Source organism: Acinetobacter sp. AOR43_HL (assembly GCF_027854635.1).
Lineage (GTDB): Bacteria > Pseudomonadota > Gammaproteobacteria > Pseudomonadales > Moraxellaceae > Acinetobacter > Acinetobacter pittii.
Window position 1 is genome coordinate 143,170 of the sequence record NZ_JAKTHX010000029.1, and the last position, 23,946, is coordinate 167,115.

Genomic DNA, 23,946 nt, shown 5'->3' on the forward strand with positions numbered 1-23,946 from the left:
TAGAATCACTGGGTGAAATTTATGTGCGGAATTTTACCTAGTGATTAAATTTGTAATTTTAGACTCATCAGTTTTTGGTAGGAAAAACCAGTTGAGCCAAAGAAATAGAGGGTTAACATAAGCATTAAAACGTGAATTTTCATCAAATATAGATGTTGGATAAGGACTACGGAAAGAAAATCATGAATGCTTATTATCAATTACTGAATAGAACAATTGGTCCTCAAGGCGAAGTTATTGCTCATTATTGCTCAACTGTTCATGCACAAGGGGCATGGAACCCTCATGAACAGCATATGGCACCTGCAAGTGGTGTCATCGCAGCTGAGTTAGAGCAATTTTCACCACGACAAGATATGCGAATTGGTCGAATTAGTTTTGATATTTTTGGATTGATTGCATTTGGTGAATTTACGATTAAGACACATGTCATTCGTGCCGGTAAAACCATTGAATTGATTGAAGCCGAAATGCAAGCACAAGGTAAAACCTGTATTGTGGCTAGAGCATGGCGCATGTGTACTCAAGACAGTTCCGATATTGCTGGGCTTGAAGATCAGCCAGTTCATCACCCGGATACCTTTACAGAATGGACAGGTATGAAAAGATGGCCAGGTGGCTTTATTCAAACGCTAGTCACTAAAACGGATGATCAGTATCGCGCAGGTAAAGGCATTGTTTGGCTCAATAATGATAAAGAAATGGTTGAAGGGCAGCCGACGACAGATTTTGCCCATTTGATTGGCATGATAGATACCGCAAATGGAATTGTGCCTAGACAAGAAGGCGAATTTACGTGGGGCTTCCCAAATCTTGATTTGCAAGTTCACATGCACCGTTATCCGCAAGGGAAATGGCTAGGTTTGGAAACCGTTCAGCAATATGGCTCAGATGGTATTGGTTTAACCAGTGCAATTTTACATGATGTGTATGGTCCATTTGGACGAAGCGAGCAGATTTTAACTTTACGTAAAATGGCTAAATAAATTTTAAGCCAATAAAAAAGTCATCCATGTGGATGACTTTTTTATTTTGAGATTTAATTTTTAAGCAATTTCTTAGCTACGAACTTTAATCAGTGTTGGTGTAAGTTCATCCCAACGCTGTTTTGCAGCGTCCATTGCTTTCATTTTGATGTGCCCATAACCACGAACTTCTGCTGGTAATTTTGCAATTTGTTCAGCAACTGCCAAGTTATGATTGTCTGGTGCTTCAACAAGTGTTTCAACAAATGCGATATAACGGTCACGCCATGCTTGTTCGTGTTGACGTTCTTCTTGACGTGCAAATGGGTCGAGGAAAGTTTCACGAAGCCATTGTAAGCGAGCAAGCATCATCATTGGGAAGCGCATCCAGTAACCAAACGCACGTTTACGGACATTTTTCAGACCACCAAGCAACGCTGGTGGAGCAAGATGATACGTTAAACGTAAGCCTTTACCAAACTGGGTTTCAATCGATTCTTTGAAGCTCTTACCTGTTAAAAGACGAGCAACTTCATATTCATCTTTATAAGCCATGACTCTATAAAGCTGAGTTGCAATGGTACCCGTTAATTCTTCTGGTAACTTTTTAGCTGCAAGTTCTACAAGCGTGCGGTATTTAGCTGCATAAGCTTCATTCCAGTAGTCTGTTAAACGAGCAGAACGGTCTTCAATAAGTTCAGCCAAAGTTTGCGGAGTTTTGGTTTTTGGCATTGCCGCAACTAAGCGTGCAGCTAAAGTTGGGTCACTTGCAAGATGACAACCCACACGGAAAGCTTCGAGGTTCTTTTCAACAGCAGTACCATTTAGGCGAATTGCTTTTTCAATGCTTTCACGTAATAACGGAATACGACCAGATTGCCATGCCATACCGAGTAATAACTGGTTGGTATAAATTGAATCACCTAACAGTTGTGTTGCAATGCGAGCCGCTGGCAGAGAAACCAGTTGACCTTGACGAACACGACCACGAAGACGATCAATTAAATCACTAATAGGCGCATACCAGTCACGAGATTTAATAAACTCAGAAGTAGGCGTACTGTCTTCATTCACAATAACTAAAGCATCATCTTTTAAGCGAGATAGAGCAGCGCTACCACCAGCGACTACCGCATCTGCACCAATCAATAATTCACATTGGCCCGCCGGAATTTTGGTAGAAGAAATTTGCTCATCACTTGCCGCAAGTTGAACGTATGAATAAACCGTACCACCTTTTTGAGCAAGACCTGCCATGTCCATAACACGGGTTGCTTTACCTTCGAGGTGAGCTGCCATACCAAGGAGTGCCCCAATAGTTACAACACCTGTACCGCCAATACCACCAACCATGATACGACTTGGAACATCATATAACTGAGGAATAACTGGGGATGTTGGCCAGCCTGCACCAATTCCTTCAAATTTAGCAGGACGTTTCATATCACGTGTATGAACAGTCACAAAACTTGGGCAGAACCCTTCGGCACAAGTGAAGTCTTTATTACAGCTACTTTGGTTAATCTGACGTTTAGTACCTAAAGCAGTCTCTACTGGCTCAATAGATAAACAGTTTGATTTTTTCGAACAGTCGCCACAGCCTTCGCAAATATCACTATTAATGTATAAACGCTCAGCCGGATCAGGGTAGGCATCACGTTTACGACGACGGCGTTTTTCACTGGCACAGGTTTGTACATAAATTAAAGCGGTTACACCTGTAACTTCACGAAGCTCGCGTTGAACCGTATCGAGTTCATTACGGTGACGAATCTCTACACCCGGTGCAATGCCATCTTCTTCGTTTAATAGTTTAACTTCATCAGTAACAATGACTTGTTTTTTAATACCTTCGGCAGCAAGCTGACGAGTTAACTGCGCAACGCTCAAATGACCATCTACATGCTGACCACCTGTCATAGCGACTGCATCGTTATAGAGGATTTTATAGGTAATATTAGTTTTTGCAGCGATGGACTGACGGATTGCTAAGTAACCAGAGTGGAAGTAAGTTCCGTCACCAAGGTTGGCAAAAATATGTTTTTCATTGGTAAATGGTGATGCACCCACCCAACTTACACCTTCACCGCCCATTTGCGAGAATGTTTCGGTACCACGGTCAAGTGAAACTGCAATATAGTGACAACCGATACCGCCTAATGCACGGCTACCTTCAGGAACGACTGTTGAAGAGTTATGAGGGCAACCACTACAGAAATAAGGTTTACGTTCAGCAAGATCAATAACACGTTTTGATTCTTGCTCTGCTTTTAGCAGTAAGTCGATTCTGCTTTGGATTTGTGTTTTTAAGCTTTCTGGAATATCGAGTTTTAAGAAGCGAGCAGCCAGCATTTTTGCAATAGGTTCAGGCTGATACTCATAGTGACCAATGAGTGGTGCTTCTTCAATAGAGGTACTCCATTCACCTTTGCCATCGGTTGCTTTACCAATCACATGTGGGCGTTTGCCATCAGGTAGTGAGTACAGCTCATCTTTAATTTGTGTTTCAATAATTGGACGTTTTTCTTCAATAACGATCAGTTCTTGTAAACCTTCGGCAAACTCACGAACACCTTGTGGTTCTAAAGGCCAAATCAGACCAACTTGATAAACACGTAGCCCAAGCTGTTGGGCAGTTTCATCTTCAATCCCTAAAATACGTAGGGCTTCAATGGTATCTAAATAACCTTTACCACTTGCAGCAATACCAATACGGGCATTTTCACAAGGCCATGTAACGGTGTTGATTTTGTTGGCTCGGGCATAAGCCAAAACAGCAGGTAAGCGATATTTATAAAGACGTTCTTCTTGCTGAATGCCATGATCTGGCCAGCGAATATTGACGCCGCCTTCTGGGAAATTGACATCTTCTGGTATAACCGGAGTAACACGGTCTAGGTCGACATGAACAGAAGCAGAAGTCTCTACGATTTCACTGACTAGCTTCATTGAAGACCAAAGGCCAGAAAAACGTGAAACTGCAATGGCGTGAACACCAAAGTCTAAAATTTGTTGAACGGATGTTGGGTAGAAAATTGGAATACCACAACCAATCATGACATGTTCAGACTGGTGAGGAATTGTAGAAGATTTACATGAGTGGTCATCACCAAATAAAGCAACCACACCACCACGTTCAGAGGTACCAGCTAAGTTAGCATGGCGGAGTACATCGCCTGAACGGTCAACACCCGGGCCTTTACCATACCACCATGAAGACACTCCATCATATTTGCCTTGGCCTGAAAGATTAACTTGTTGGGTACCCCAAATTGCGGTAGCAGCCAAGTCTTCGTTTACACCAGGTTGAAATACAACATTATGGGATTTAAGTAATCCTTGAACTTGCCAAAGGAAACTATCATAGTTACCAACAGGAGAACCGCGATAACCAGAAATAAAACCAGCAGTATGATAACCATTCATCGCGTCACGGCGAGTTTGGGCAAGAGGCAAACGAACAAGCGCCTGAATGCCGGTCATATATGCTGTACCGTTATCACTTACATATTTATCTTCAAGTGACACATCCTTTGTTGCAATAATATTTGGAGTGACTTTTGTAGCTATATTCATTTATATCTCCTTAGAATTTTTAGTAGCTCGGACTACTTTCTTTTTTCAACATCCAGTTGAATATTTGGAGCAAGTGACATACGAAATAAAAAAAGATCGGTTCCTCTTCTTAAAAAGAATTAGTGCCAATGTATGTACATTTAGTCATTGTGGTTGATCTAAACTGGTGCAACAATCCGTAATTTAGGAAAACATATTTACGTTATGCGCAAAAATCTCGATGGTGGACTATTGCATGCAATGCATGCATTCCTGAAAGTGATTGATAGCGGGAGTTTCACAGCAGCAGCTGAGCAGATGGATCTGACCACAGCACAGGTTTCACGTCTTATCAGCGAGCTAGAAACACGCTTAGGTACAAAATTAATACAACGCTCAACGCGCCAGCAGGCACTGACCGATATTGGTGCGACTTACGCAGAGCGGTGTCGTCAAGTCATTTTAATGGTGGATGAAGCAGAGTCGGAAGTAACAGGAACAGCATCTAAACCCAAAGGCCGTTTACGTGTATTAAGCATGGGAAGCTTTGGGCATCATTATGTTTTTCCAGTGATGGCTGAGTTTTGTAAGCATTATCCCGAATTAACCGTGGAATATACGACTTCACAATACGTTCCAGACTTGTTGGCAAAAGGTGTCGATGTCAGTCTTTATCTAACTGAATCATTAACAGATTCTCGGTTTGTTGCACGCAGAATTGGCACTATCTTTTCTGTTTTATGTGCTTCACCTGCTTATCTCGAAAAACATGGTGTGCCGAAGTCCCCAGAAGACTTAAAAGATCATGCCTGTTTACGCTTGGTAAACCCGTCTATTACACCAGATTGGCACTTATTAAATACAAGTGGTGAGTCTTACCAAATCGACATTGGCGGACAACTCATTGCAGATAATCCTGAGTTATTATTAGATGTGGTGCAACAGGATATGGGCATCGCATTATTGCCGATGTTTTCAGCTTTAGATGCGGTTCAAAATGGAAGATTATGTCATATCTTGCCTGAGTGGCGTTCACCCGACATCGGAGTTTATACCTTGTTGCCTTCACGCCATTTTATCGATGCCAAAACACGTGCATGGTTAGATTGGGTGGAAGAACATATTTCTCCAAGAATTGAAATGGATGCATCTTATTTTTATAAATAATGAGATAAATTTCTTAAGGACTAAGATAGAAAAGGATGAAGAATAATACAGATTAGAATAAAAATAGGGTAGAAAATGCTTCTTTTTAAAGAGGCATTTAATACAGAAATAAATAATAGATTTTAAAAAATTGCATGAGGGATTCAGTCCCAATTCCTGAATGAAATGAGATAAAGATGAGATAGCATGATCTGGTACTTTGCCTAATATTCAGCTTTATACCAGATGCTGAGCTATTTTAATTTATGATTAGGCACACTTGGTTTGCCAATAAGCATTTGCATAATTCGACAAGCTTTTTCGGTTTAATACATGGCTAATATTTTGGCTGGCTTGCATCAGTTTCTCTAAGTCAATGCCAGTTTCAAAGCCCATGTGTGACAGCAAATAAAACAGATCTTCGGTCGATACATTACCCGAGGCACCTTTGGCATAAGGGCAACCACCAAGTCCAGCAAGGGACGAGTCAAAAACACGAATACCTTGCTGTAAAGACTGATAAATATTGGCAATTGCCATGCCATAGGTGTTGTGGAAATGCCCAGCCAAAACCTTGCTGTCGAGTTCAGCGAGGCATGCTTGCCAAACCTTTTGAACGCGATCAGGTGTTGCGGTGCCAATGGTTTCACCTAAAGACACTTCATAGCAGCCCATGTCATAGAGCCGTTTCACAACTTTTACGACTTGCTCAGGGGCAATTGCGCCTTCATAAGGACAATCGACAATACAAGAGACATAACCACGCACACGGATGTTATGTGCTTTTGCTGCGGTCATGACATCGCTAAATTTTTCAAAGCTTTCTTCGATTGAGCAGTTAATATTTTTACGGGTAAAGCTCTCAGAAGCTGCAGTAAATACCGCAACCTCTTTGCATCCTACTGCTTGAGCTGTCTCGAAACCTTTGATATTGGGGGTAAGCAAGCTAAATTGCACATCGCTTGTTTGCGGTAATTGCTTAAATAGCTCGTCACTTTGAGCCATTTGCGGCACCCATTTTGCCGAAACGCATGAACCGACTTCAATCGATTTTAGGCCTGCATTAATTAGGTCATTAATAAAGTTTAAGCGTTGTTCGACAGTCAAAGCCTGCTTTTCGTTTTGGAGGCCGTCTCTGGGACCAACCTCCACGATTTTGACAAACTCACTCATGCAACTTCCTCCTGAGCAGGCTGAAATTCCACAAGCTCATCGCCAGCTTTGACCTGATCACCGACTTGGAAGTAAGAATCTACAATCACGCCATCTTTAGGCGCACGAATGGTATATTCCATTTTCATTGCTTCAAGCGTCATTAAAATATCGTCTTTCTTCACGCTATGATTTGCGCTCACCAGTACTTGTGTGACCACACCCGGCATAGGGGCTTTTAAATGACCTTCATCGGCTTGGCTATCTGCTTGATTAAAGTCTTGGCGAATATAAGCAAACTTATAGCTTTGTCCATTTTGGAACAAGGTAATGCCTTGCTGACTTTGGTTAAAAGATAGCTTTTGCTGAGTCCCGCCAATTTGAACAGAGGCAGTATGCGCATCAAGCAATTGACCAGAAATCGGGTAGCTTTGCCCATTATATTCTGCGGTGAAGCCTTGTTCATTTGAGGCAAACTTGATTTGGATATTTTGGTTTAAATAATTCAGTTTAATACTGTGCTGGTAAGCAATATTTAAACGCCATAGAGGTTGAGCTTGCCAAAGCTGTTTTTGGCTTGAGCTTTTGTTATTAAGTTTGCTTAAAAACTCAATAAATGCTGCTGCCACCACAAGTTCGGGTTTGATCTCTTCAGGGCTAAACAAGAAGTTTTGTTCACGTTGAATCAGGTTGGTATCAAGCTTGGCTTGTTTAAACGATTCGCTACGAACAATTTTTTCAAGAAAGGCAATGTTGTTGCCTAAGCCATCCACATGGAATTGGCTTAAAGCATGTTGCATTTGAATGAGCGCTGCTTCACGGTTTTTACCCCATACAATCAGTTTGGCAATCATTGGGTCGTAATAGGTCGTGATTTCATCGCCTTCAACAATACCGCTATCTACACGCACATATTGGTTTTGCGTTGGGTAATGCAAATAGTTAATTTTACCAATCGCAGGTAAAAAGCCTTTTTCTGGTTCTTCGGCGTAGATCCGTGCTTCGAGTGCATGTCCGTGAATTTGGAGTTGATTTTGTAGTTTAGGCAAAGGTTCGCCATAAGCCACACGAAGTTGCCACTCGACCAAGTCTTCACCTGTAATCATTTCAGTGACAGGGTGTTCGACTTGTAGACGGGTATTCATTTCCATGAAATACGCCGTACCATCTTGTTCTACAATAAACTCAACCGTACCTGCACCGACATAATTTACGGCACGTGCAGCATCAATTGCAGCTTGGCGCATTGCATCAAGCTTCTCGCTTGGCATTTGTGGAGCAGGGGCTTCTTCTAGCACTTTTTGGTGACGGCGTTGTACAGAGCAGTCACGTTCAAATAAATGCACGTAGTTGCCATGTGTATCGCCAAAAACTTGGACTTCAATATGGCGTGGTTGAATCACATAACGCTCAATCAAGACATCATCATTACCAAAGCTCGATTTGGCTTCACGTTTACAAGAGGCTAAGGCATGCAGAAAATCTTCACTGCGTTCAACCAGACTCATGCCTTTACCACCACCGCCAGCACTGGCTTTAATTAAAACAGGATAGCCAATTCGGTCTGCCTGTTGTTTTAAAAAGTCGGCATCTTGGTTGGTTCCGTGATAACCCGGTGTTAAAGGAACGCCTGCTTTTTCCATTAAAGCTTTCGAGGTTGCTTTTAAGCCCATGGCTAAAATGGCATCTACTGGCGGCCCAATAAAGCAAATGTTGTGTTGTTGGCAAGCGAGCGCAAACTGGTCATTTTCAGAAAGGAAGCCGTAACCCGGATGAACCGCTTGGCTGCCTGTATCAATAGCAGCTTGAATAATACGATCAACCTGTAAATAACTTTGTGTTGCAGGGGACTGACCAATATAAACCGCTTCATCTGCAAGTTTGACGTGTTGTGCATTTGCATCTGCATCTGAGTAAACGGCAACCGTTCTAATACCTAATTTTTTAGCTGTACGAATTACGCGGCAGGCAATCTCGCCACGGTTCGCAATTAAAATCTTTTCAAACATGATGATCGTCCTTAATTGTTGTTATTCGAGTTAGAAACCCAAGCAGGCTGTTGTTTATTTAAAAAGGCACTTAGACCTTCTTTTGCCTCACTGCCTTGACGAACTTGAGCAATATGATGTGCTGTCTGTTGCAGCAAGTCATTGCTCATGGTCTGGTTGCTCACCATTTGAATGAGTTGTTTTGAAGCCGCTTGAGCGTGCGGGCCACCGAGTAATAGAGCATCAACAATTTCTTGAACTTTTTTATCTAAGTCTTCGGCATCTGCAACCTCGTGTGCCAAACCAATATGTTTAGCATCACGTGCTGAAATTCGCTCGGCAGTTAAGAAGTAACGAGAAGCTTGTCTTGCACCAACCGCACGAATTACATAAGGACTAATGGTAGATGGAGCAAGACCTAAACGAACTTCAGAGGTTGCAAACTTGGCATCAGTGCTGGCAATGCAAATATCACATGCCGACGCTAAGCCCATACCGCCGCCAAAAGCAATGCCATGCACTCGAGCAATGGTCGGTTGTTTAAGTGTTGCAAGTGCATCTAACATTTGGGCAAGTTTTAATGCATCTGCTTCATTTTCAGCTGAAGATGCTTGACCTGCCTGTTTCATCCAGTTGAGGTCGGCACCTGCCGAAAAGCTTTTGCCGCGACCAGCTAGAACCACAACACGAATATCATCACGTGTATTGATTTGCTTAAAGCAGGCATGTAGTTCTTCAATGACTTTGGTATTAAAGGCATTGTGCAATTCAGGGCGGTTCAGCCAAACATAGGCAACCTGACCTTGTTGTTCGAGTTGTAAAAATTGATAGCTCATATACACCTCTTACATGCGGAACACGCCAAATTTGGTTGGCTGGATTGGAGCATTCATAGCGGCAGCAAGGCTTAAACCAAGTACCTGACGAGTTTGAGCTGGGTCGATTACACCGTCATCCCAAAGTCGGGCAGAAGCATAGTACGGATGGCCTTGACGTTCGTATTGTTCACGAATCGGTTGTTTGAATTCATCTTCTTCTTGTGCTGACCACTGGGCACCTTTTTGCTCAATCTGATCACGTTTTAAAGTTGACAGTACACTCGCGGCTTGTTCGCCGCCCATCACTGAAATACGAGAGTTCGGCCAAGTCCATAAAAAGCGTGGTGAATAAGCACGTCCACACATCCCATAGTTACCCGCACCAAACGAACCACCAATAATCAAAGTGAGTTTTGGTACATTTGCGGTGGCAACTGCCATAACCAATTTAGCGCCGTTTTTTGCAATCCCTTCATTTTCATACTGGCGACCAACCATAAACCCAGTAATGTTTTGTAGGAATAACAATGGAATATTGCGCTGTGTGCATAGCTCAATAAAGTGCGCGCCTTTCTGTGCAGACTCTGAAAATAAAATTCCGTTATTGGCAATAATGCCGACTGGCATACCATAGAGTGAAGCAAAACCGGTAATGAGTGTTGAACCAAAACGTGCTTTAAACTCATCAAAACGAGAGCCGTCTACAATACGGGCAATCACTTCACGTACATCAAAAGGTTTACGTGCATCACTTGGAACTACGCCATAGAGTTCTGATGCATCAAACAGTGGCTCCTCAATTTGCTTGTTTAACTCATTTGGCTTTTTATTTAAGTTCGCGACAATGTTTCGTGCAATGGCAATCGCATGTTCATCATTTTCGGCTAAATGGTCTGCCACACCTGAAAGACGTGTGTGAACATCACCACCACCTAAATCTTCACTGCTCACCACTTCGCCCGTTGCAGCTTTTACAAGAGGAGGGCCACCTAAGAAAATCGTACCTTGATTACGGACAATAATGGTTTCATCAGACATGGCTGGTACATAAGCACCACCTGCGGTGCAGCTACCCATCACCACAGCAATTTGGGCAATACCTAAGCTCGACATGCGTGCCTGATTATAGAAAATGCGTCCGAAGTGATCACGGTCTGGGAAGACTTCATCTTGCATTGGTAAATAGGCACCACCTGAGTCCACCAAATAAATACAAGGCAAGTGATTTTGTTCGGCAATTTCTTGTGCGCGTAAATGCTTTTTAACCGTAAGTGGGTAATATGTTCCACCTTTAACCGTTGCATCGTTAGCAACGATCATGCAAGTGATGCCGTTGACCTGACCAATACCAGCAATCACCCCAGCAGCAGGAACATCATCTTCATAAACGTTGTACGCTGCCAATTGACCAATTTCTAAAAATGCCGTGCCGACATCAATCAGTTGGTCAATACGTTCACGGGGTAAAAGTTTGCCTCGAGCCAAATGTTTTTGACGGGCATTTTCACCGCCGCCTAAAGCAATACGCTGGGCAACTTGTTTTAGATCTGTGACCAATGTTTGCATGGCTTGCTGGTTTGTTTTGAAGTCTTCACTTCGAACATTAATCTTGCTTTGTAATTGGTTCATAAGATGCGTCCTTATTTGTAATTATTATTTGGTTTCATTGAAGAGTTCGCGGCCAATCAGCATGCGGCGAATTTCAGAAGTTCCAGCACCAATTTCATAAAGTTTTGCATCGCGCCATAAGCGGCCAGCAGGGAATTCATTGATATAACCGTTGCCGCCTAAACTTTGAATTGCTTCTCCAGCCATCCATGTTGCTTTTTCGGCAGAATATAAAATGGCACTTGCAGCATCTTTACGTAGACTGCGGTCATGGTCAGCTTTGTCACAGGCAGCACCAACAGCGTAGACGAGGGCTTTACATGCCAACCAAGTTGAATACATATCGGCAAGTTTGCCTTGCATAAGCTGGAACTCACCTAATGCCTGACCAAACTGTTCACGTTGATGTAAATAAGGAATTACCACATCTAGGCAGGCATCCATAATGCCTAAAGGTCCAGCACTTAAAACTGCACGTTCATAGTCTAGGCCGCTCATCAGTACTTTTGTGCCGTTACCAACACCGCCGAGTACGTTTTCAGCAGGTACTTCTACATTGTCAAAAAACAGTGGGTAAGTGTTAGAGCCACGCATACCGAGTTTGTCTAAGTGGTTGCCATGACTAAAGCCTTTCATGCCTTTTTCAATTAAGAAAGCGGTCATACCTTTCGCGCCAGCTTGCGGATCAGTTTTAGCGTAAACCACGAGTACATCTGCATCACCGCCGTTAGTGATCCACATTTTTGAACCATTTAAAACGAAGTGATCACCTTTTTGTTCAGCACGTAATTTCATGCTGACGACATCAGAACCCGCATTCGGTTCAGACATCGCAAGGGCACCCACATATTCACCAGAAATGAGTTTAGGTAAATATTTCTGCTTTTGTTGCTCGTTACCGTTACGGTTAATCTGGTTTACACATAAATTAGAATGAGCGCCATATGACAAACCAATTGCTGCCGAGGCACGAGAAATTTCTTGCATGGCAATAATATGAGCTAAATAACCCATATTGGCACCGCCATATTCTTCAGAAACCGTCATGCCTAAAAGGCCCATATCTCCGAATTTTTTCCAGAGATGTGCAGGGAATTTGTTGTCTTGATCAACTTGTTGGGCAATTGGTGCAATTTCCTTTGCACAAAATGCTGCCACTGAATCTTGAAGCGCAATTAAAGTTTCATCTAGACCGAAATTCAAGCTGCGTAGGTTCATGATATCTTCATCCTATTGGTTATATTTGTTGTCCATAAAATATTTTGTGGGTATTTGATAATTACCATACAATGATTTTTTAAAAAAGTGAATACTGATTCATAAAATGATTTACAATTCATTTTATTTGTTAGAGAATAAATTATGAGCTATAAACGATCATCTTTAATGCAAGAGCGGATGGAGCAAAATCGTAAGTCGATTTTGAGTTCAGCCAGAAAGTTAATTTCAGAGGGAGGGTTTAAAGACGCGCAAATACAAACAATTGCAGAGCAAGCGGGCGTATCAAGTGGTCTGGTTTATCGCTACTTTGATAATAAAAGCCAAGTGCTGATTGAAGTTTTGTCCGAGGCTATTAATACGGAACTATTGGTGATTGATTCGATTACCGAAAGTGACTTATCGGCAAAGCAGAAATTACACAAGGCTGTGGCAACCTTTGTAAAAAGGGCACTGAATAGTCCTCAGCTTGCATATTCACTCATGTTTGAACCAGTCGATTCAACGGTTGAACATGAGCGTTTTCGTGTGAAGCAATTGATTAAACAAAGTATTAAAAAAATACTTGCGGATGGAAATGCAAGTGGTGAGTTTGTCTTGGATGATTTAAATACAGCAGCACTCTGTGTTGTCGGTGCCATGACCTATGTAGTGGTTGAACCCCTAGACCCAGCTCAAAATACAAAGTTTGATCATGCGCACAAAGACTATTTTTCAAAACAGATTGCTGATTTTTGTGTAGATGCTGTGCAGAGGAAATAGGGCATATAAAGGATAAAACAACACAAAGAAGGCGGTTTAGAAAAATAGTTGCAGTAACAACAATTAGATCAGGTAAGAAGAGAATTAGAAGAATCAAGGAGAATGATTCAATGCAACAAGAACGGTTAAGCTACGCCTCGGGACCAAGCACACAGCCCTTATTGGGTATGACCATTGGTGAACAATTTGATCAGGCTTGTCGGCAATATGCTGAAAAGGAAGCAATCGTTAGTTTTCATCAAAACAGACGATTAACCTATAAAGCTTTACAGGATGAAGTAAATGCTTTTGCTTGTAGCCTTTTAAAATTGGGATTAAAAAAAGGTGATCGATTAGCGATCTGGTCGCCTAACTGTGTGGAATGGACAGTTACCCAATTTGCAGCTTTTAAAGCAGGGATTATTTTAGTCAATCTCAATACAGCTTATAAAAGCCATGAACTTGAATATGTGTTGAATAAGGTCTCATGCAAAGGATTGATTATTGCTTCTCAATTCAAAACGACTGATTACCAAGAATTACTCACAAAAATTGCTCCTGAGTTAACCAACAGTCCAGATAAAGTGCTGAGTTCAGCACGACTACCACATTTAAAATTTGTTATTAAAATTGATGATCAGCAACATACAGGTATTCATCGCTTTAGTGATTTAGTCACTACACCAACTTCTGAACAGCTAGAACAATTAAAACTATTAACCAAGCAACTTCAATTTGATGAAACCATTAATATCCAATTTACCTCAGGCACAACAGGTAACCCTAAAGGAACCATGTTGACCCATCATAATATTTTAAATAACGGTTATTTCGTGGGGGAAGGCATTCGTTTAACCCCTCAAGATAAAGTCTGTATTTCTGTGCCTTTGTTTCATTGTTTTGGCATGGTCATGGGGAATCTGGCATGCGTTACACATGGGGCAACCATGGTATATCCATCGGCTGTATTTAATCCTTTAGAAACTTTAAAAGCGATTCATCAAGAGCGTTGCACGGCAGCGTATGGTGTGCCAACCATGTTTATTGCCACCTTAGAGCATGAGCAGTTTAATGAGTTTGATCTGTCGAGTTTAAGAACAGGCATTATGGCTGGTAGCCCATGTCCACGTGAAATTATGCAGCGTGTTATCGACCGCATGCATATGTCTGAAATCACGATTTGTTATGGCATGACTGAAACCTCGCCTGTGAGTGTACAAAGTTCGGTAAATGATTCGATTGATAAACGGGTAAGTACAGTTGGACATGTTCATCCGCATGTTGAAATTAAAATTGTCGATTTAGAAGGGCAGATTGTTCCGCAAGGAACTTTGGGCGAGCTATGCGTTCGTGGTTATTCAGTGATGGCGGGTTATTGGGGCGAAGAAGAAAAGACCCGTGAAGTGATTGATGCTGCTGGTTGGATGCATACAGGTGATATTGCCGAAATGGATCAAGACGGTTTTATTAAAATTAAAGGCCGTATTAAAGATGTGGTGATTCGTGGTGGAGAAAATCTCTTTCCAAAAGAAATTGAAGACTTTTTATATACCCATCCAGATGTGAGTGATGTCCAAGTCATAGGCTTGCCAGATGCCAGATATGGTGAAGAACTTTGTGCTTGTATTATTTTGCATGAGCATCATCAAATTGATGAAGACAGCATTCGCCAATTCTGCAAAGAGCACATTTCTCATAATAAAGTGCCGCGCTATGTCCGATTCTTTAATGAGTTTCCAATGACAGCTTCAGGCAAAGCACAAAAGTTTAAATTGCAGGAAATTATGCGAGCTGAACTTAACTTAACTGGAAATGTCTTTGATTAAAGAAGTCGAAAGTCAGGTCAAAGTGCAGCAAACTATAAGTTGAAAGGCAGCTTAAATAGAGGATAAACAAAATGGCAAAAGACTTTAATAGCCCAAAAGTAGTCGAAGGATATGACGAACATATTCGTAAATTAATTCCGGGTTATGAGGTGATCCATCAACAGGTGGATGCCATTTTGCAATCAGTGTTACCACCAAATGCTCATATTTTAATTGTGGGTTGTGGCACGGGGTATGAACTCGAATATTTACTTAAACGTCATCCAAACTGGAAATTTACAGCAGTTGATCCATCTTTGACCATGCTGCAAAAAGCTCAGGAACAGGTTGAACTTTTAGATAAATCTTCTCAAGTCACCTTTGTTCACGGTGAAACGTCAGCTTTAGCTCTTGAGAATTGCTTTGATGCTGCACTTTCTATTCTCGTGGCTCATTTTATTGCAGATGACATAAAACCTGTTTTTTTTAAGGGTATTTATGATCGCTTAAAAGAAAAAGCGATTTTACTGACCTACGATTTAATGACGTGTGTAAATCCACAGCATCTTCAAGCTTTACGTTATTTATGTTTGGCACAAGGCTTAACAGAAGAACAATGTCAAAAAATGTTAGAGCGTATGGCACAAGACTTTTTTAGCTTAACCACTGAAGGATATATAAAACTTTTAGAAAAAACTGGTTTTGAAAGTGTGCATCCTTATACGCAAATTTTGACGTATCAAGGGTTTATTGCAAAAAAATAATAGATTTCGGAAAGCGCTAATACGGATATAAAACCTGCATATTCTCAATGAGGAAGAGAATATAAAAACTGAAAAGAATTAGAAGATTTAGCTTTACTTAAAACAAATTAAAAGTGGTTTTTAGGCCGCTTTAGGGAGGTTTTGTCTAAAAAATATGATCGAAGGTTTTTCTTGTGAAAGAAAGACAAATTTTAAGCACCTATTTTAGATAGGTACATAACAAAAAGGATGTCGAGATCTTTAAGTCGAATTAAAGATCAAAAGGAAAATTTCATGATGAAAGTTTTAAATAAAACGGTTCCAAAAAGCCTGTTGGCTGTTTCTGTGACCCTGTTTGTGTCTTCTGCTTTTGCAGGTCAAACAGATCCTGAAATAGCACAACTTCGCCAAGAAGTAAAAGAACTTCGGGCGATGTTACAAGCCAATATACAGGCGCAAAAATCTTTATCGCAAGGACGAGTGGAACTAGCAAACTCAGCGACTCCTCAAGCCGTACCCGTACCACCGCAAGGTTTAACCAAGTCTGGTGCAGAATTTAACTTATATGGTTATATACGGGCAGATGCCTCTTATCAAATGAAAGGGGCATCTACGATGTATAACAATATTAGCGGTGTTCCACTTGAGAACACGCCAGAAGAATCTGCACAAAAAGACCAGTTGCATAGTACGGTTAATGTGACACGTTTCGGGTTGAATTTTAAAACCCCGACGGCCGCGGGTGAGGTGGGCGGAAAGTTAGAAATGGACTTCTTTGGGGCAGCCACTCGTGATCAGTTTAGAATACGCCATGCTTATTTAACGTTTGATAAATGGCTTATCGGTCAAACGTGGTCAACATTTATTGCACCTGAGTATTATCCGGAAACGATTGATGCGGGAACGTTTGTAGGGAGTGCATTATTAAGATCACCGCTAGTTCGCTATAGCGATAACTTAACGGCAAATACAAGCTTTGCAATATCGGTTGAAGATCCGAAATATACTGCAACCTCAGATCCAGATAATCAAATGCGTTTACCAGCATTGGTAGGGCGCTTAAATCATAAATTTGCCAATGGCTCGATGTTGTCGGGACGTAGTTTTGTTGCCGAAAAGAGAACTAATCATGATGAGGAAGTCGCTTGGGGCGTAGGCTTGGGTGGTAAATACCAAATTACGCCCGATACATTACTCAAAGCCGATTATTACCATGTCAAAGGAGATGGGCGTTTCCTGCTATGGAGTAACAGCGGCTATGCAATAGATGATCAAAACAATATGCATAGCAATGAATTTGACACCGTTTCTTTAGGTATTACTCATCAATTTACACCGCAAATTCGTTCAACCTTAGCTTATGGCTATATGAAAGCCAAAGATGATAACCGTTTTGCTGAATTACAACGTAATAGCACCACCCAAAATAAAGAGCTTTGGCAGGGCTGGGTGAATGCACTTTATAACCCATACAAACCAATTACCTTGGGCGTCGAATATGTGTATGGCGAACGAGAAACTTTTGATAATCGTAACGGGATTGATAACCGCTTCAATATGATGGCGAGTTATGACTTTTAATTTATTCAATAAAACCTTGAATAATTTGTTTTTTCTTTAGGGTGCAATATGTCGTTTTAAAAAATTGAATATGAATTTATCTCACAAAGGAGGTGAGTAAATGACAACATCTAAATTAAATGTAAATGAAGTTATTGATCAGGCCAGATTTACCCCTTTTCACTGGAGTATTTTAGTTTGGTGTTTATTAATTATTATTTTTGATGGTTACGATCTGGTAATTTATGGCGTTGTATTGCCTTTGCTAATGCAAGAGTGGTCGTTAACAGCTGTACAGGCGGGGATGTTAGCAAGTACGGCACTATGTGGAATGATGTTTGGGGCGATGTTCTTTGGAACATTGGCAGATAAAATAGGCCGTAAAAAGGTAATTTTAATCTGTGTGACTTTTTTTAGTGGTTTTACCTTTTTAGGTGCTTTTGCATCAAGCCCACTTGAGTTTGGGGTACTTCGGTTCTTGGCGGGATTAGGCATTGGTGGGGTTATGCCAAATTTAGTTGCACTTACCTCCGAATATGCGCCTAAACGTATAAGAAGTACGCTGGTGGGGAGTATGTTTAGTGGGTATGCAATTGGTGGGATTCTTTCAGCATTAATTGGTAGTTATTTGGTTGAAAGTCAAGGATGGCAAATTATGTTTTTAATTGCCGGTATTCCACTATTTTTATTACCTGTCATTTGGAAGTTTTTACCTGAGTCTTTAACCTTTTTAGTTAAGACGGGTAAGACTGAGCAAGCACAGCGCATTATTCAAAAGATTTCACCTGAACAAAACCTAACGATCACTACGCACTTAGTGCTTAATGAGGATAATGTACCCACAGGTAGTTCTGTAAAGGGATTATTTCAGCAAGGCCGTGCTTTCAATACACTCATGTTTTGGCTTGTATTCTTTATGTGCTTACTCATGGTGTATGCCTTAAGTAGCTGGTTACCAAAACTCATGCTGGCAGCAGGGTATTCATTGGGCAAAAGTATTTTATTCTTGCTTGCCCTAAATGTTGGCGCAATGATCGGTTCAATTGGCGGTGGTATTTTGTCTGATAAATTCCATTTAAAACCGGTAATTATGGGAATGCTACTGGCGGGTGTTTTAGCATTAATCGGTTTAGGCTTTAAGTCTCCAGCCTATGTTTTATATGGTTTGGTGACTGTTGCAGGTGCTGCAACGATTGGGACCTCAATTCTGCTTTATAGCTACGTTGCACAATATTATCCACTAAGTGTGCGTTCTACCGGAATTGGCTGTGCTTCTGGTGTTGGTCGTATTGGGGCAATTGTTGGTCCAATCTTAACGGGCATGTTATTAGTATTAGAATTGCCACATAAGATGAATTTCGTGATGATCGCAATCCCTGCAATTTTGGCGCTTTTCGCTGTTATGGTTCTGCGACGACATGCTGTTGAAGAAAAAACTATTGCTCCAAAACTCTCTGCTGAACTAGAGGGTGGTTAATACATATTTATACAGGTAGGGAAATCATTCCTACCTGTATCTGGAAATTTTATTTGTTAAGTAGCTGGTTTAAATCAACTAGATTTGCCATTTGCTGATTACCTTTATCATTTGGATGTAAATGATCTCCAGAATCATAAATTGGATTTAATCGATCGGAATGTTTTGAATCTTTTAAGCCTTGCTCAAGATCAAGAACCCCATCAAATGTTTTACTGGTTCTCATCCAGTGATTAATGCGCTGGCGTAATTCATCTTTATTCGGTTGATAGTAGTTATCAAGAGGAGTATTGGGTAAAGCTCCCGAAAATGGTAATAAGGTTGCTCCAATCACTTGAATACCTTGGCGATGTGCTTCATCTACAACACGTTTATAACCTTGAGTGAGTGCTTCAAAAGTCGGTATTTGTTGTTTAGGTGCAAAAGCAGTACCGGGCCATGAAATATCATTAATACCCACCAGAACAATTAATGTTTTCACACCTGAATATTGAAATACTTCTTTTTGTAAGCGTTCTAAAGCACTGTCACCCATACCGTCTGTAAGTAATCGATTCCCTGAAATTCCACTGTTAATGACTGCTATTTGATGTGGCGATAACCGTTTAGCTAAAAAGTCGGTCCATCTCGTATTTGCATCTAAAGTTGCAGTTGCACCGTCGGTAATTGAATCTCCAATGACTGCAACAACATGGGCTTTACGCTTCGGTTTTACTTCGATAGCCGACAATAATAATCGCGCAGTTGTGGTTTTGGCACTGCTAGGCGTATTTAAGTTCGCGGTCTGGTTACCCGTAATGAGCCAACTGGTTTGTTTCGCATCCCAATGAAAAGTTTTAAATGTAGTGGGCTTTTGAATAAAGGTATTTACCATTAACTGCGCATGATCTGGAACAGGGAGCTGGATTGGATCACTCATCAGCTGTTGGCCAGGTAAAATTTGTGCTTTAAGCTTTCCAGAGAAATAAACTGGATAAGCACTCTTTGATTTAAGACTTTGTCCTTTGACTAGCCCCACGGTAGTTTTATCAATATAGAGCGGTTGATCCCCATATTGATTGGTAAAAACGAGTCTAATAGTTTCACCACCTAAACTAATTTGACTAATTTGTTTAATGGTCTGATTCGATATTTGATCTGGAATATTGGTCGGGAAAACGAAATCTTTATTCCAGACTTTTTGTGGACTAGCTGCCCAAGTGGTAACCCACTGGCTCTTTTGTACTTCTGCTTGTGCAAAGCTCGTAAATAAAACAAGAGAGAATAGGGCGGGTTGATAAAGTTTCATCTCGTGAACTCTTTAAAATAAATTAAAGTTATCTTGAAACAAATTACTGGCTTGTTATAGCAACATAAGCGGAATAAGATTTGTGAATGAAATTCATAAATAGATTTTGTTATGTCATATTTTGATATTAATCGGTCTGGTGAGTTGGCAATTTTTATTCGGGTAGTCGAGTTAGGAAGCTTTTCAGCAGTCGCAAGAGCTTGTGACATGACGCCGTCTGCGGTGAGTAAGTTAATTTCACGCTTAGAAAAAAGGCTTGGAGTTAGACTACTTAACCGTTCAACACGCCAGTTTCAGCTTACCAGTGAAGGATGTCAGTTTTATGAGCAAGGTAGTCACATACTCAATAACTTAGATGAACTAGAACAATCTGTTACTGCAAATCACATGCCGCAAGGGCGAATTAGAATTCATACCAGTCTTTCATATTGGACGCATTTTTTATTACCTTGTATTTCTCTATTTAACGAGTGCTATCCACAAATCGAATTAGAGGCTCATTTGAGTGATGAAGTCATTAATTTAGTTGAGCAAAGAATTGATATCGCAATTCGTACAGGACCTTTGAAAAGCTCAAATTTGGTTGCTCGCTCACTCGGACGCACTCAGAAACATTATGTATGTTCACCTACCTATATTGAAAAGAATGGTTATCCGCAGCATCCAGAAGAGTTATACGAACATCAGCTTTTAGACGTAAGTTACCAACGTCAAAATAAAACGTGGCTTTTTAAAAAAGACGATCAAGAAATCACACTTGCTCCCACTAAGGTTTTAAGAGTAAATCATGGAGAAGCCATCTTACAGTTAGCGCTTGCAGGTGCTGGTATTGCACAGCTTAACCAGTTCCAAGTCAAAAAAGCTTTAGAACAAAAACAGTTGGTCAAAATCCTTGAAGACTGGAATATCAAGGCTTCAGAAGAATTTCATGCTGTTTGGATAGGACATGATAAATATGTCCCTAAGCGCGTAAGGGCTTTTTTAGATTTCTTGGTAGAGCATACAAAAGTTAGTTAATGGAGTCTTTTCTTGCGCTTAACTGACATTGGTGCATAGTTTCATTCATAGTTTCCACAAAGTGCATATTCGCATTAATATTTTGTAAGCTTACTTTGGGTAAGTTCTCTACAAACTGCGGCGAATAATGTTTTTCTAAAGAGTTATAAATACAGTTGCATTGTGAAAGTGCACGACCTGCCCAAACACAATGTGTATTAAATTCATTTTTACTGATAGACCTGCAACCTAATAAACTTATAGAACTTATTAATAGGGTGCAGATTAAAACAATACGATATAAAAAAAACATCATTATTGCTCTTCATTGGTTGTTGTTATCGTTAAGTCATGTTTATAGAAATTTTCTAGTCTTTATCGAGCGTTAAATATGGAAATATTTACTCTGAAAAGATAGGAAAGCAGAAACATAAAACTGTAGGATATTTTCTTGAAAATAGTTTCAGTTAAGTCGATAACGTGATGAAGAGTAGAAGAAAAAACACGATATAAAATAATAGTCATTAGAGACTCCTTGATGAAAGAAGTTGCGCCCAATCACTGCTATTAATTATGGTGGTGAAACGAAAGAGGGTTAGCAGACTGATACCTAAGAAACCAGCACACCCGAAGGTGTCCCACTCCCGTTCCTCCGTCAAAGGCACGAGGGGCTACACACCAAAAAACTTGTTTTTAGTGCGCTTAGGTAGACGGTCTGCTAAAACCGACTGACAAAATAGGTCAGCCGGAGCATCATAAGCTGAGCCTCAAAGCGGGTCAATTGCAAAAATAAAAGATTGGTTTATATAAACAAATATTAATATTTTTAAATTTTCATTAATAAAATAATGAGTTATTTAGAATTGAAAATATTGAATAATGGTTCAATAGAGGTTAAAAAATAATTTTTAATGTTTATATATCAAATATTTATTAATTGTTTATTTATATAGTGTTTGCAAGTAATGACTTATTTCAACATAAGTCAAAAAAGAGCGGGAAATTTTGATTTTATGAATATCATGTAATTAAATAAATAGCCGTTGCCAAATTTTAATTAAAATATCAATTGCAAGAAAAGTAATTTTTTAACATTTATATTATTTAGATTTTTACAAAAGCTTGCACAACCTACAAAACTTAAGAGAACCACAGCGGTAGGCCAACATAAGATAATGTTATTCATAAGCCTACATCTTAAGATTTATAAGGGTGACCTCAATGTTAAGAATTTTTTGTGCAGTGAGTATGGTAGTTGCAATCGCAATGGGTATGAGTGCATGCCAAGATCGAAATTCAACAGATGATGATGGAACACATGGCTCGAATGACCCAGCAACTACTCAACAAATGGATAAAAACTCATAATTATTTCACTTAAGAAAACTCACATTTATGTGGGTTTTCTTATCGTTATTTTCTATAAAATATGTAACATAATAAAAAAAGCAATTATATAAAAATATAAAATTAATCAATAAATTAGTGTGTTATAGCCTTTATATTAATTTGTTGTTATTGAATTGTTTCCTCCGTAAATTATAGTTTCAAAAAATTAATAAAATAAACACAATAAATACTTATATTCATCCAAAATTCATTTTAGTGAAAACAATTTTTAAAGGTAAGGATATGCCCCAGTACTTAAAATTAGCTGAGAAAATCTATCAAAATGTTAAGGAAAAAAAAGGGTTTGTAGATGATCCTATGGAAGATCTTAACAATTTAATGATTGAGCTTAGACATGAGATTAAGGGGACAAAACTTAAACTTTTATACAATTATATTGATTTTGCTGAATTGCTGATTAAGCCTCTTCAGGAATCTAAAATTAAATTAGATTTAAGTATTATTCCGAAGAGTAAAAACACACAAGAATTTGTATTGTGGCTTGCAGGTTTTATTGAGCGTATTACCACAGGTGGCCAAGAAAAGTTACCGCCAATTCGCGATAAAGTTGCATTACCTGCATATGCTTATGAAGAAACATATCCTGCTAAAGAAACTCCCGTGAATAACGGGGAAGAAATTATTGAATATTTTAAGAAAAACCAAAACTGAAATTTTGTTTACGTACGGCTCAAGTCTATTGCTAGGCTTTTACGTTAAATAAATGGGAAAAACCAGTAACTTTAGTTAAGAGATAAGGTGGCGGTATGTTTGTATATTTTACTGATGGAACTTGCATTAATGATTCTGAAATTTATGGTGTGAAAGCCAAGCAAGAACAAAACAGATATGTAGTAGAAGTTACGATCAAGCCAACACATACTCTTTCTACAACGCCGGATGTACAATTTAAAAAAGAAATTTTTGATGATCCGAATCAAGCCAATCAATATCTTAGTAATAATTTTAATATGCCGCCGTTTTTCTAATATAAATACTTCAAATAATAAAAAAGCTTATTTCCCAGGGCCAATAGGAAATAAGCTATATGCTTTGGACCAATTAAGGATGTTACATGTCATCCCATGCATCTTTAATGGCTTGTTTTGCATGTTCCCATTTTAATCGGGATTCAGCTTTGAGCTCTTCCCATTTTTGTTGCAAGCTACCTTCCATCTCTTCAAACTGAGTTCCTTCTTTAGATTCTGAACGGGCACGGTGACCTAGTTCATAAGCTGCAGAAAAATCACGATCATAATCCAGATCTGGCGTAGTTAATTGAGCTTCTTGATAATAAGGTCGAGTAAGATAACTTTCCCGCCAGCGAGAGTCAGAATAATTATGGTCGCCAGCTACAAGTTGAGCATGGTCTGTATTTTGATCTGTCATCAGTTTTTCCTCTTCTCTTATTTAATTTTATGCTTATGTTAAATTTAGGAAGGTGAGGGCACCTTCCTAAATAAAATGAATGACCGCATCAAATGACATTTAATTCAA

Annotated in this window: 20 protein-coding genes; 11 read left to right on the forward strand and 9 right to left on the reverse strand. The window is 39.9% G+C overall.

Annotated features, from left to right (window positions below; translation table 11 throughout):
- The first annotated feature begins 182 nt into the window (after positions 1-182).
- Positions 183-986, forward strand: a complete 804-nt coding sequence (locus MKL33_RS12520; RefSeq protein ID WP_199996889.1) for a thioesterase family protein — start codon at positions 183-185, stop codon at positions 984-986.
- A 72-nt stretch (positions 987-1,058) separates the two neighbouring features.
- On the opposite strand, the gene MKL33_RS12525 is transcribed toward MKL33_RS12520, so the two are convergent.
- Complete coding sequence (locus MKL33_RS12525; protein ID WP_270907060.1) at positions 1,059-4,541, reverse strand: indolepyruvate ferredoxin oxidoreductase family protein; 3,483 nt, start codon at positions 4,539-4,541, stop codon at positions 1,059-1,061.
- A gap of 204 nt (positions 4,542-4,745) precedes the next feature.
- Here MKL33_RS12525 and MKL33_RS12530 point away from each other — a divergent pair, with 204 nt between their 5' ends.
- Complete coding sequence (locus MKL33_RS12530; RefSeq protein ID WP_270907061.1) at positions 4,746-5,687, forward strand: LysR family transcriptional regulator; 942 nt, start codon at positions 4,746-4,748, stop codon at positions 5,685-5,687.
- A gap of 249 nt (positions 5,688-5,936) precedes the next feature.
- Here MKL33_RS12530 and MKL33_RS12535 read toward each other — a convergent pair whose 3' ends face one another.
- From MKL33_RS12535 to MKL33_RS12555, 5 genes are read right to left on the reverse strand one after another with little or no spacing between them, the layout of a single operon-like run.
- The gene (locus MKL33_RS12535; protein ID WP_270907062.1) at positions 5,937-6,839 is read right to left on the reverse strand and encodes a hydroxymethylglutaryl-CoA lyase; all 903 of its coding nucleotides are present in this window, start codon (positions 6,837-6,839) and stop codon (positions 5,937-5,939) included.
- The gene (locus MKL33_RS12540) at positions 6,836-8,827 is read right to left on the reverse strand and encodes an acetyl/propionyl/methylcrotonyl-CoA carboxylase subunit alpha (RefSeq protein WP_270907063.1); all 1,992 of its coding nucleotides are present in this window, start codon (positions 8,825-8,827) and stop codon (positions 6,836-6,838) included. Before MKL33_RS12540 ends, MKL33_RS12535 begins: the two co-directional genes overlap by 4 nt.
- Positions 8,828-8,838: 11 nt before the next feature.
- Entirely contained in the window at positions 8,839-9,642 is an 804-nt protein-coding gene (locus MKL33_RS12545; RefSeq protein WP_151302619.1) for an enoyl-CoA hydratase/isomerase family protein, read from the reverse strand.
- 9 nt (positions 9,643-9,651) lie between these two features.
- On the reverse strand, positions 9,652-11,253 hold the full coding sequence (locus MKL33_RS12550) for a carboxyl transferase domain-containing protein (protein WP_202724024.1): 1,602 nt from the start codon (positions 11,251-11,253) through the stop codon (positions 9,652-9,654).
- 24 nt (positions 11,254-11,277) lie between these two features.
- Positions 11,278-12,450, reverse strand: coding sequence for an isovaleryl-CoA dehydrogenase (locus tag MKL33_RS12555; protein ID WP_029424157.1), 1,173 nt, complete (start codon positions 12,448-12,450; stop codon positions 11,278-11,280).
- A gap of 144 nt (positions 12,451-12,594) precedes the next feature.
- Here MKL33_RS12555 and MKL33_RS12560 point away from each other — a divergent pair, with 144 nt between their 5' ends.
- The 5 genes from MKL33_RS12560 to MKL33_RS12580 all read left to right on the forward strand — a co-directional run bounded on the left by MKL33_RS12560 (position 12,595) and on the right by MKL33_RS12580 (position 18,776).
- Positions 12,595-13,212, forward strand: coding sequence for a TetR/AcrR family transcriptional regulator (locus MKL33_RS12560; RefSeq protein WP_002114305.1), 618 nt, complete (start codon positions 12,595-12,597; stop codon positions 13,210-13,212).
- Between the two features lie 110 nt (positions 13,213-13,322).
- Positions 13,323-15,017: an AMP-binding protein gene (locus MKL33_RS12565; RefSeq protein WP_270907064.1), complete on the forward strand. Its 1,695-nt coding sequence runs from the start codon at positions 13,323-13,325 to the stop codon at positions 15,015-15,017.
- A gap of 71 nt (positions 15,018-15,088) precedes the next feature.
- Complete coding sequence (locus tag MKL33_RS12570) at positions 15,089-15,760, forward strand: class I SAM-dependent methyltransferase (RefSeq protein WP_270907065.1); 672 nt, start codon at positions 15,089-15,091, stop codon at positions 15,758-15,760.
- 276 nt (positions 15,761-16,036) lie between these two features.
- Positions 16,037-17,320 carry a DcaP family trimeric outer membrane transporter gene (locus MKL33_RS12575; RefSeq protein WP_270907281.1) on the forward strand — a complete coding sequence of 428 codons (1,284 nt, stop codon included), beginning with the start codon at positions 16,037-16,039 and terminating at the stop codon, positions 17,318-17,320.
- Positions 17,321-17,420: 100 nt separating this feature from the next.
- Entirely contained in the window at positions 17,421-18,776 is a 1,356-nt protein-coding gene (locus tag MKL33_RS12580) for an MFS transporter (protein ID WP_270907066.1), read from the forward strand.
- A gap of 49 nt (positions 18,777-18,825) precedes the next feature.
- On the opposite strand, the gene MKL33_RS12585 is transcribed toward MKL33_RS12580, so the two are convergent.
- Positions 18,826-20,064: an SGNH/GDSL hydrolase family protein gene (locus tag MKL33_RS12585; RefSeq protein WP_130172816.1), complete on the reverse strand. Its 1,239-nt coding sequence runs from the start codon at positions 20,062-20,064 to the stop codon at positions 18,826-18,828.
- A gap of 111 nt (positions 20,065-20,175) precedes the next feature.
- Between MKL33_RS12585 and MKL33_RS12590 the strand changes: the two genes are divergently transcribed.
- A complete protein-coding gene (locus MKL33_RS12590; protein WP_270907067.1) occupies positions 20,176-21,081 on the forward strand; it encodes a LysR family transcriptional regulator in 906 nt (301 codons plus the stop codon).
- On the opposite strand, the gene MKL33_RS12595 is transcribed toward MKL33_RS12590, so the two are convergent.
- The gene (locus MKL33_RS12595; protein WP_016806122.1) at positions 21,074-21,376 is read right to left on the reverse strand and encodes a hypothetical protein; all 303 of its coding nucleotides are present in this window, start codon (positions 21,374-21,376) and stop codon (positions 21,074-21,076) included. The two genes, MKL33_RS12590 and MKL33_RS12595, sit on opposite strands and share 8 nt — an antisense overlap.
- 905 nt (positions 21,377-22,281) lie before the next feature.
- On the opposite strand from MKL33_RS12595, the gene MKL33_RS12600 reads away from it, so the two are divergent.
- From MKL33_RS12600 to MKL33_RS12610, 3 genes are all read left to right on the forward strand, one after another.
- A complete protein-coding gene (locus tag MKL33_RS12600) occupies positions 22,282-22,428 on the forward strand; it encodes a hypothetical protein (RefSeq protein WP_002114459.1) in 147 nt (48 codons plus the stop codon).
- 264 nt (positions 22,429-22,692) lie between these two features.
- Positions 22,693-23,121, forward strand: coding sequence for a hypothetical protein (locus MKL33_RS12605; protein WP_032003399.1), 429 nt, complete (start codon positions 22,693-22,695; stop codon positions 23,119-23,121).
- Positions 23,122-23,216: 95 nt separating this feature from the next.
- Complete coding sequence (locus tag MKL33_RS12610) at positions 23,217-23,438, forward strand: hypothetical protein (RefSeq protein WP_063098611.1); 222 nt, start codon at positions 23,217-23,219, stop codon at positions 23,436-23,438.
- An 82-nt stretch (positions 23,439-23,520) separates the two neighbouring features.
- Here the strand turns inward: MKL33_RS12610 and surA1 are convergent, their stop codons facing one another.
- On the reverse strand, positions 23,521-23,838 hold the full coding sequence (gene surA1, locus MKL33_RS12615; protein ID WP_002114287.1) for a surface antigen protein 1: 318 nt from the start codon (positions 23,836-23,838) through the stop codon (positions 23,521-23,523).
- Between the last annotated feature and the right edge of the window lie 108 nt (positions 23,839-23,946).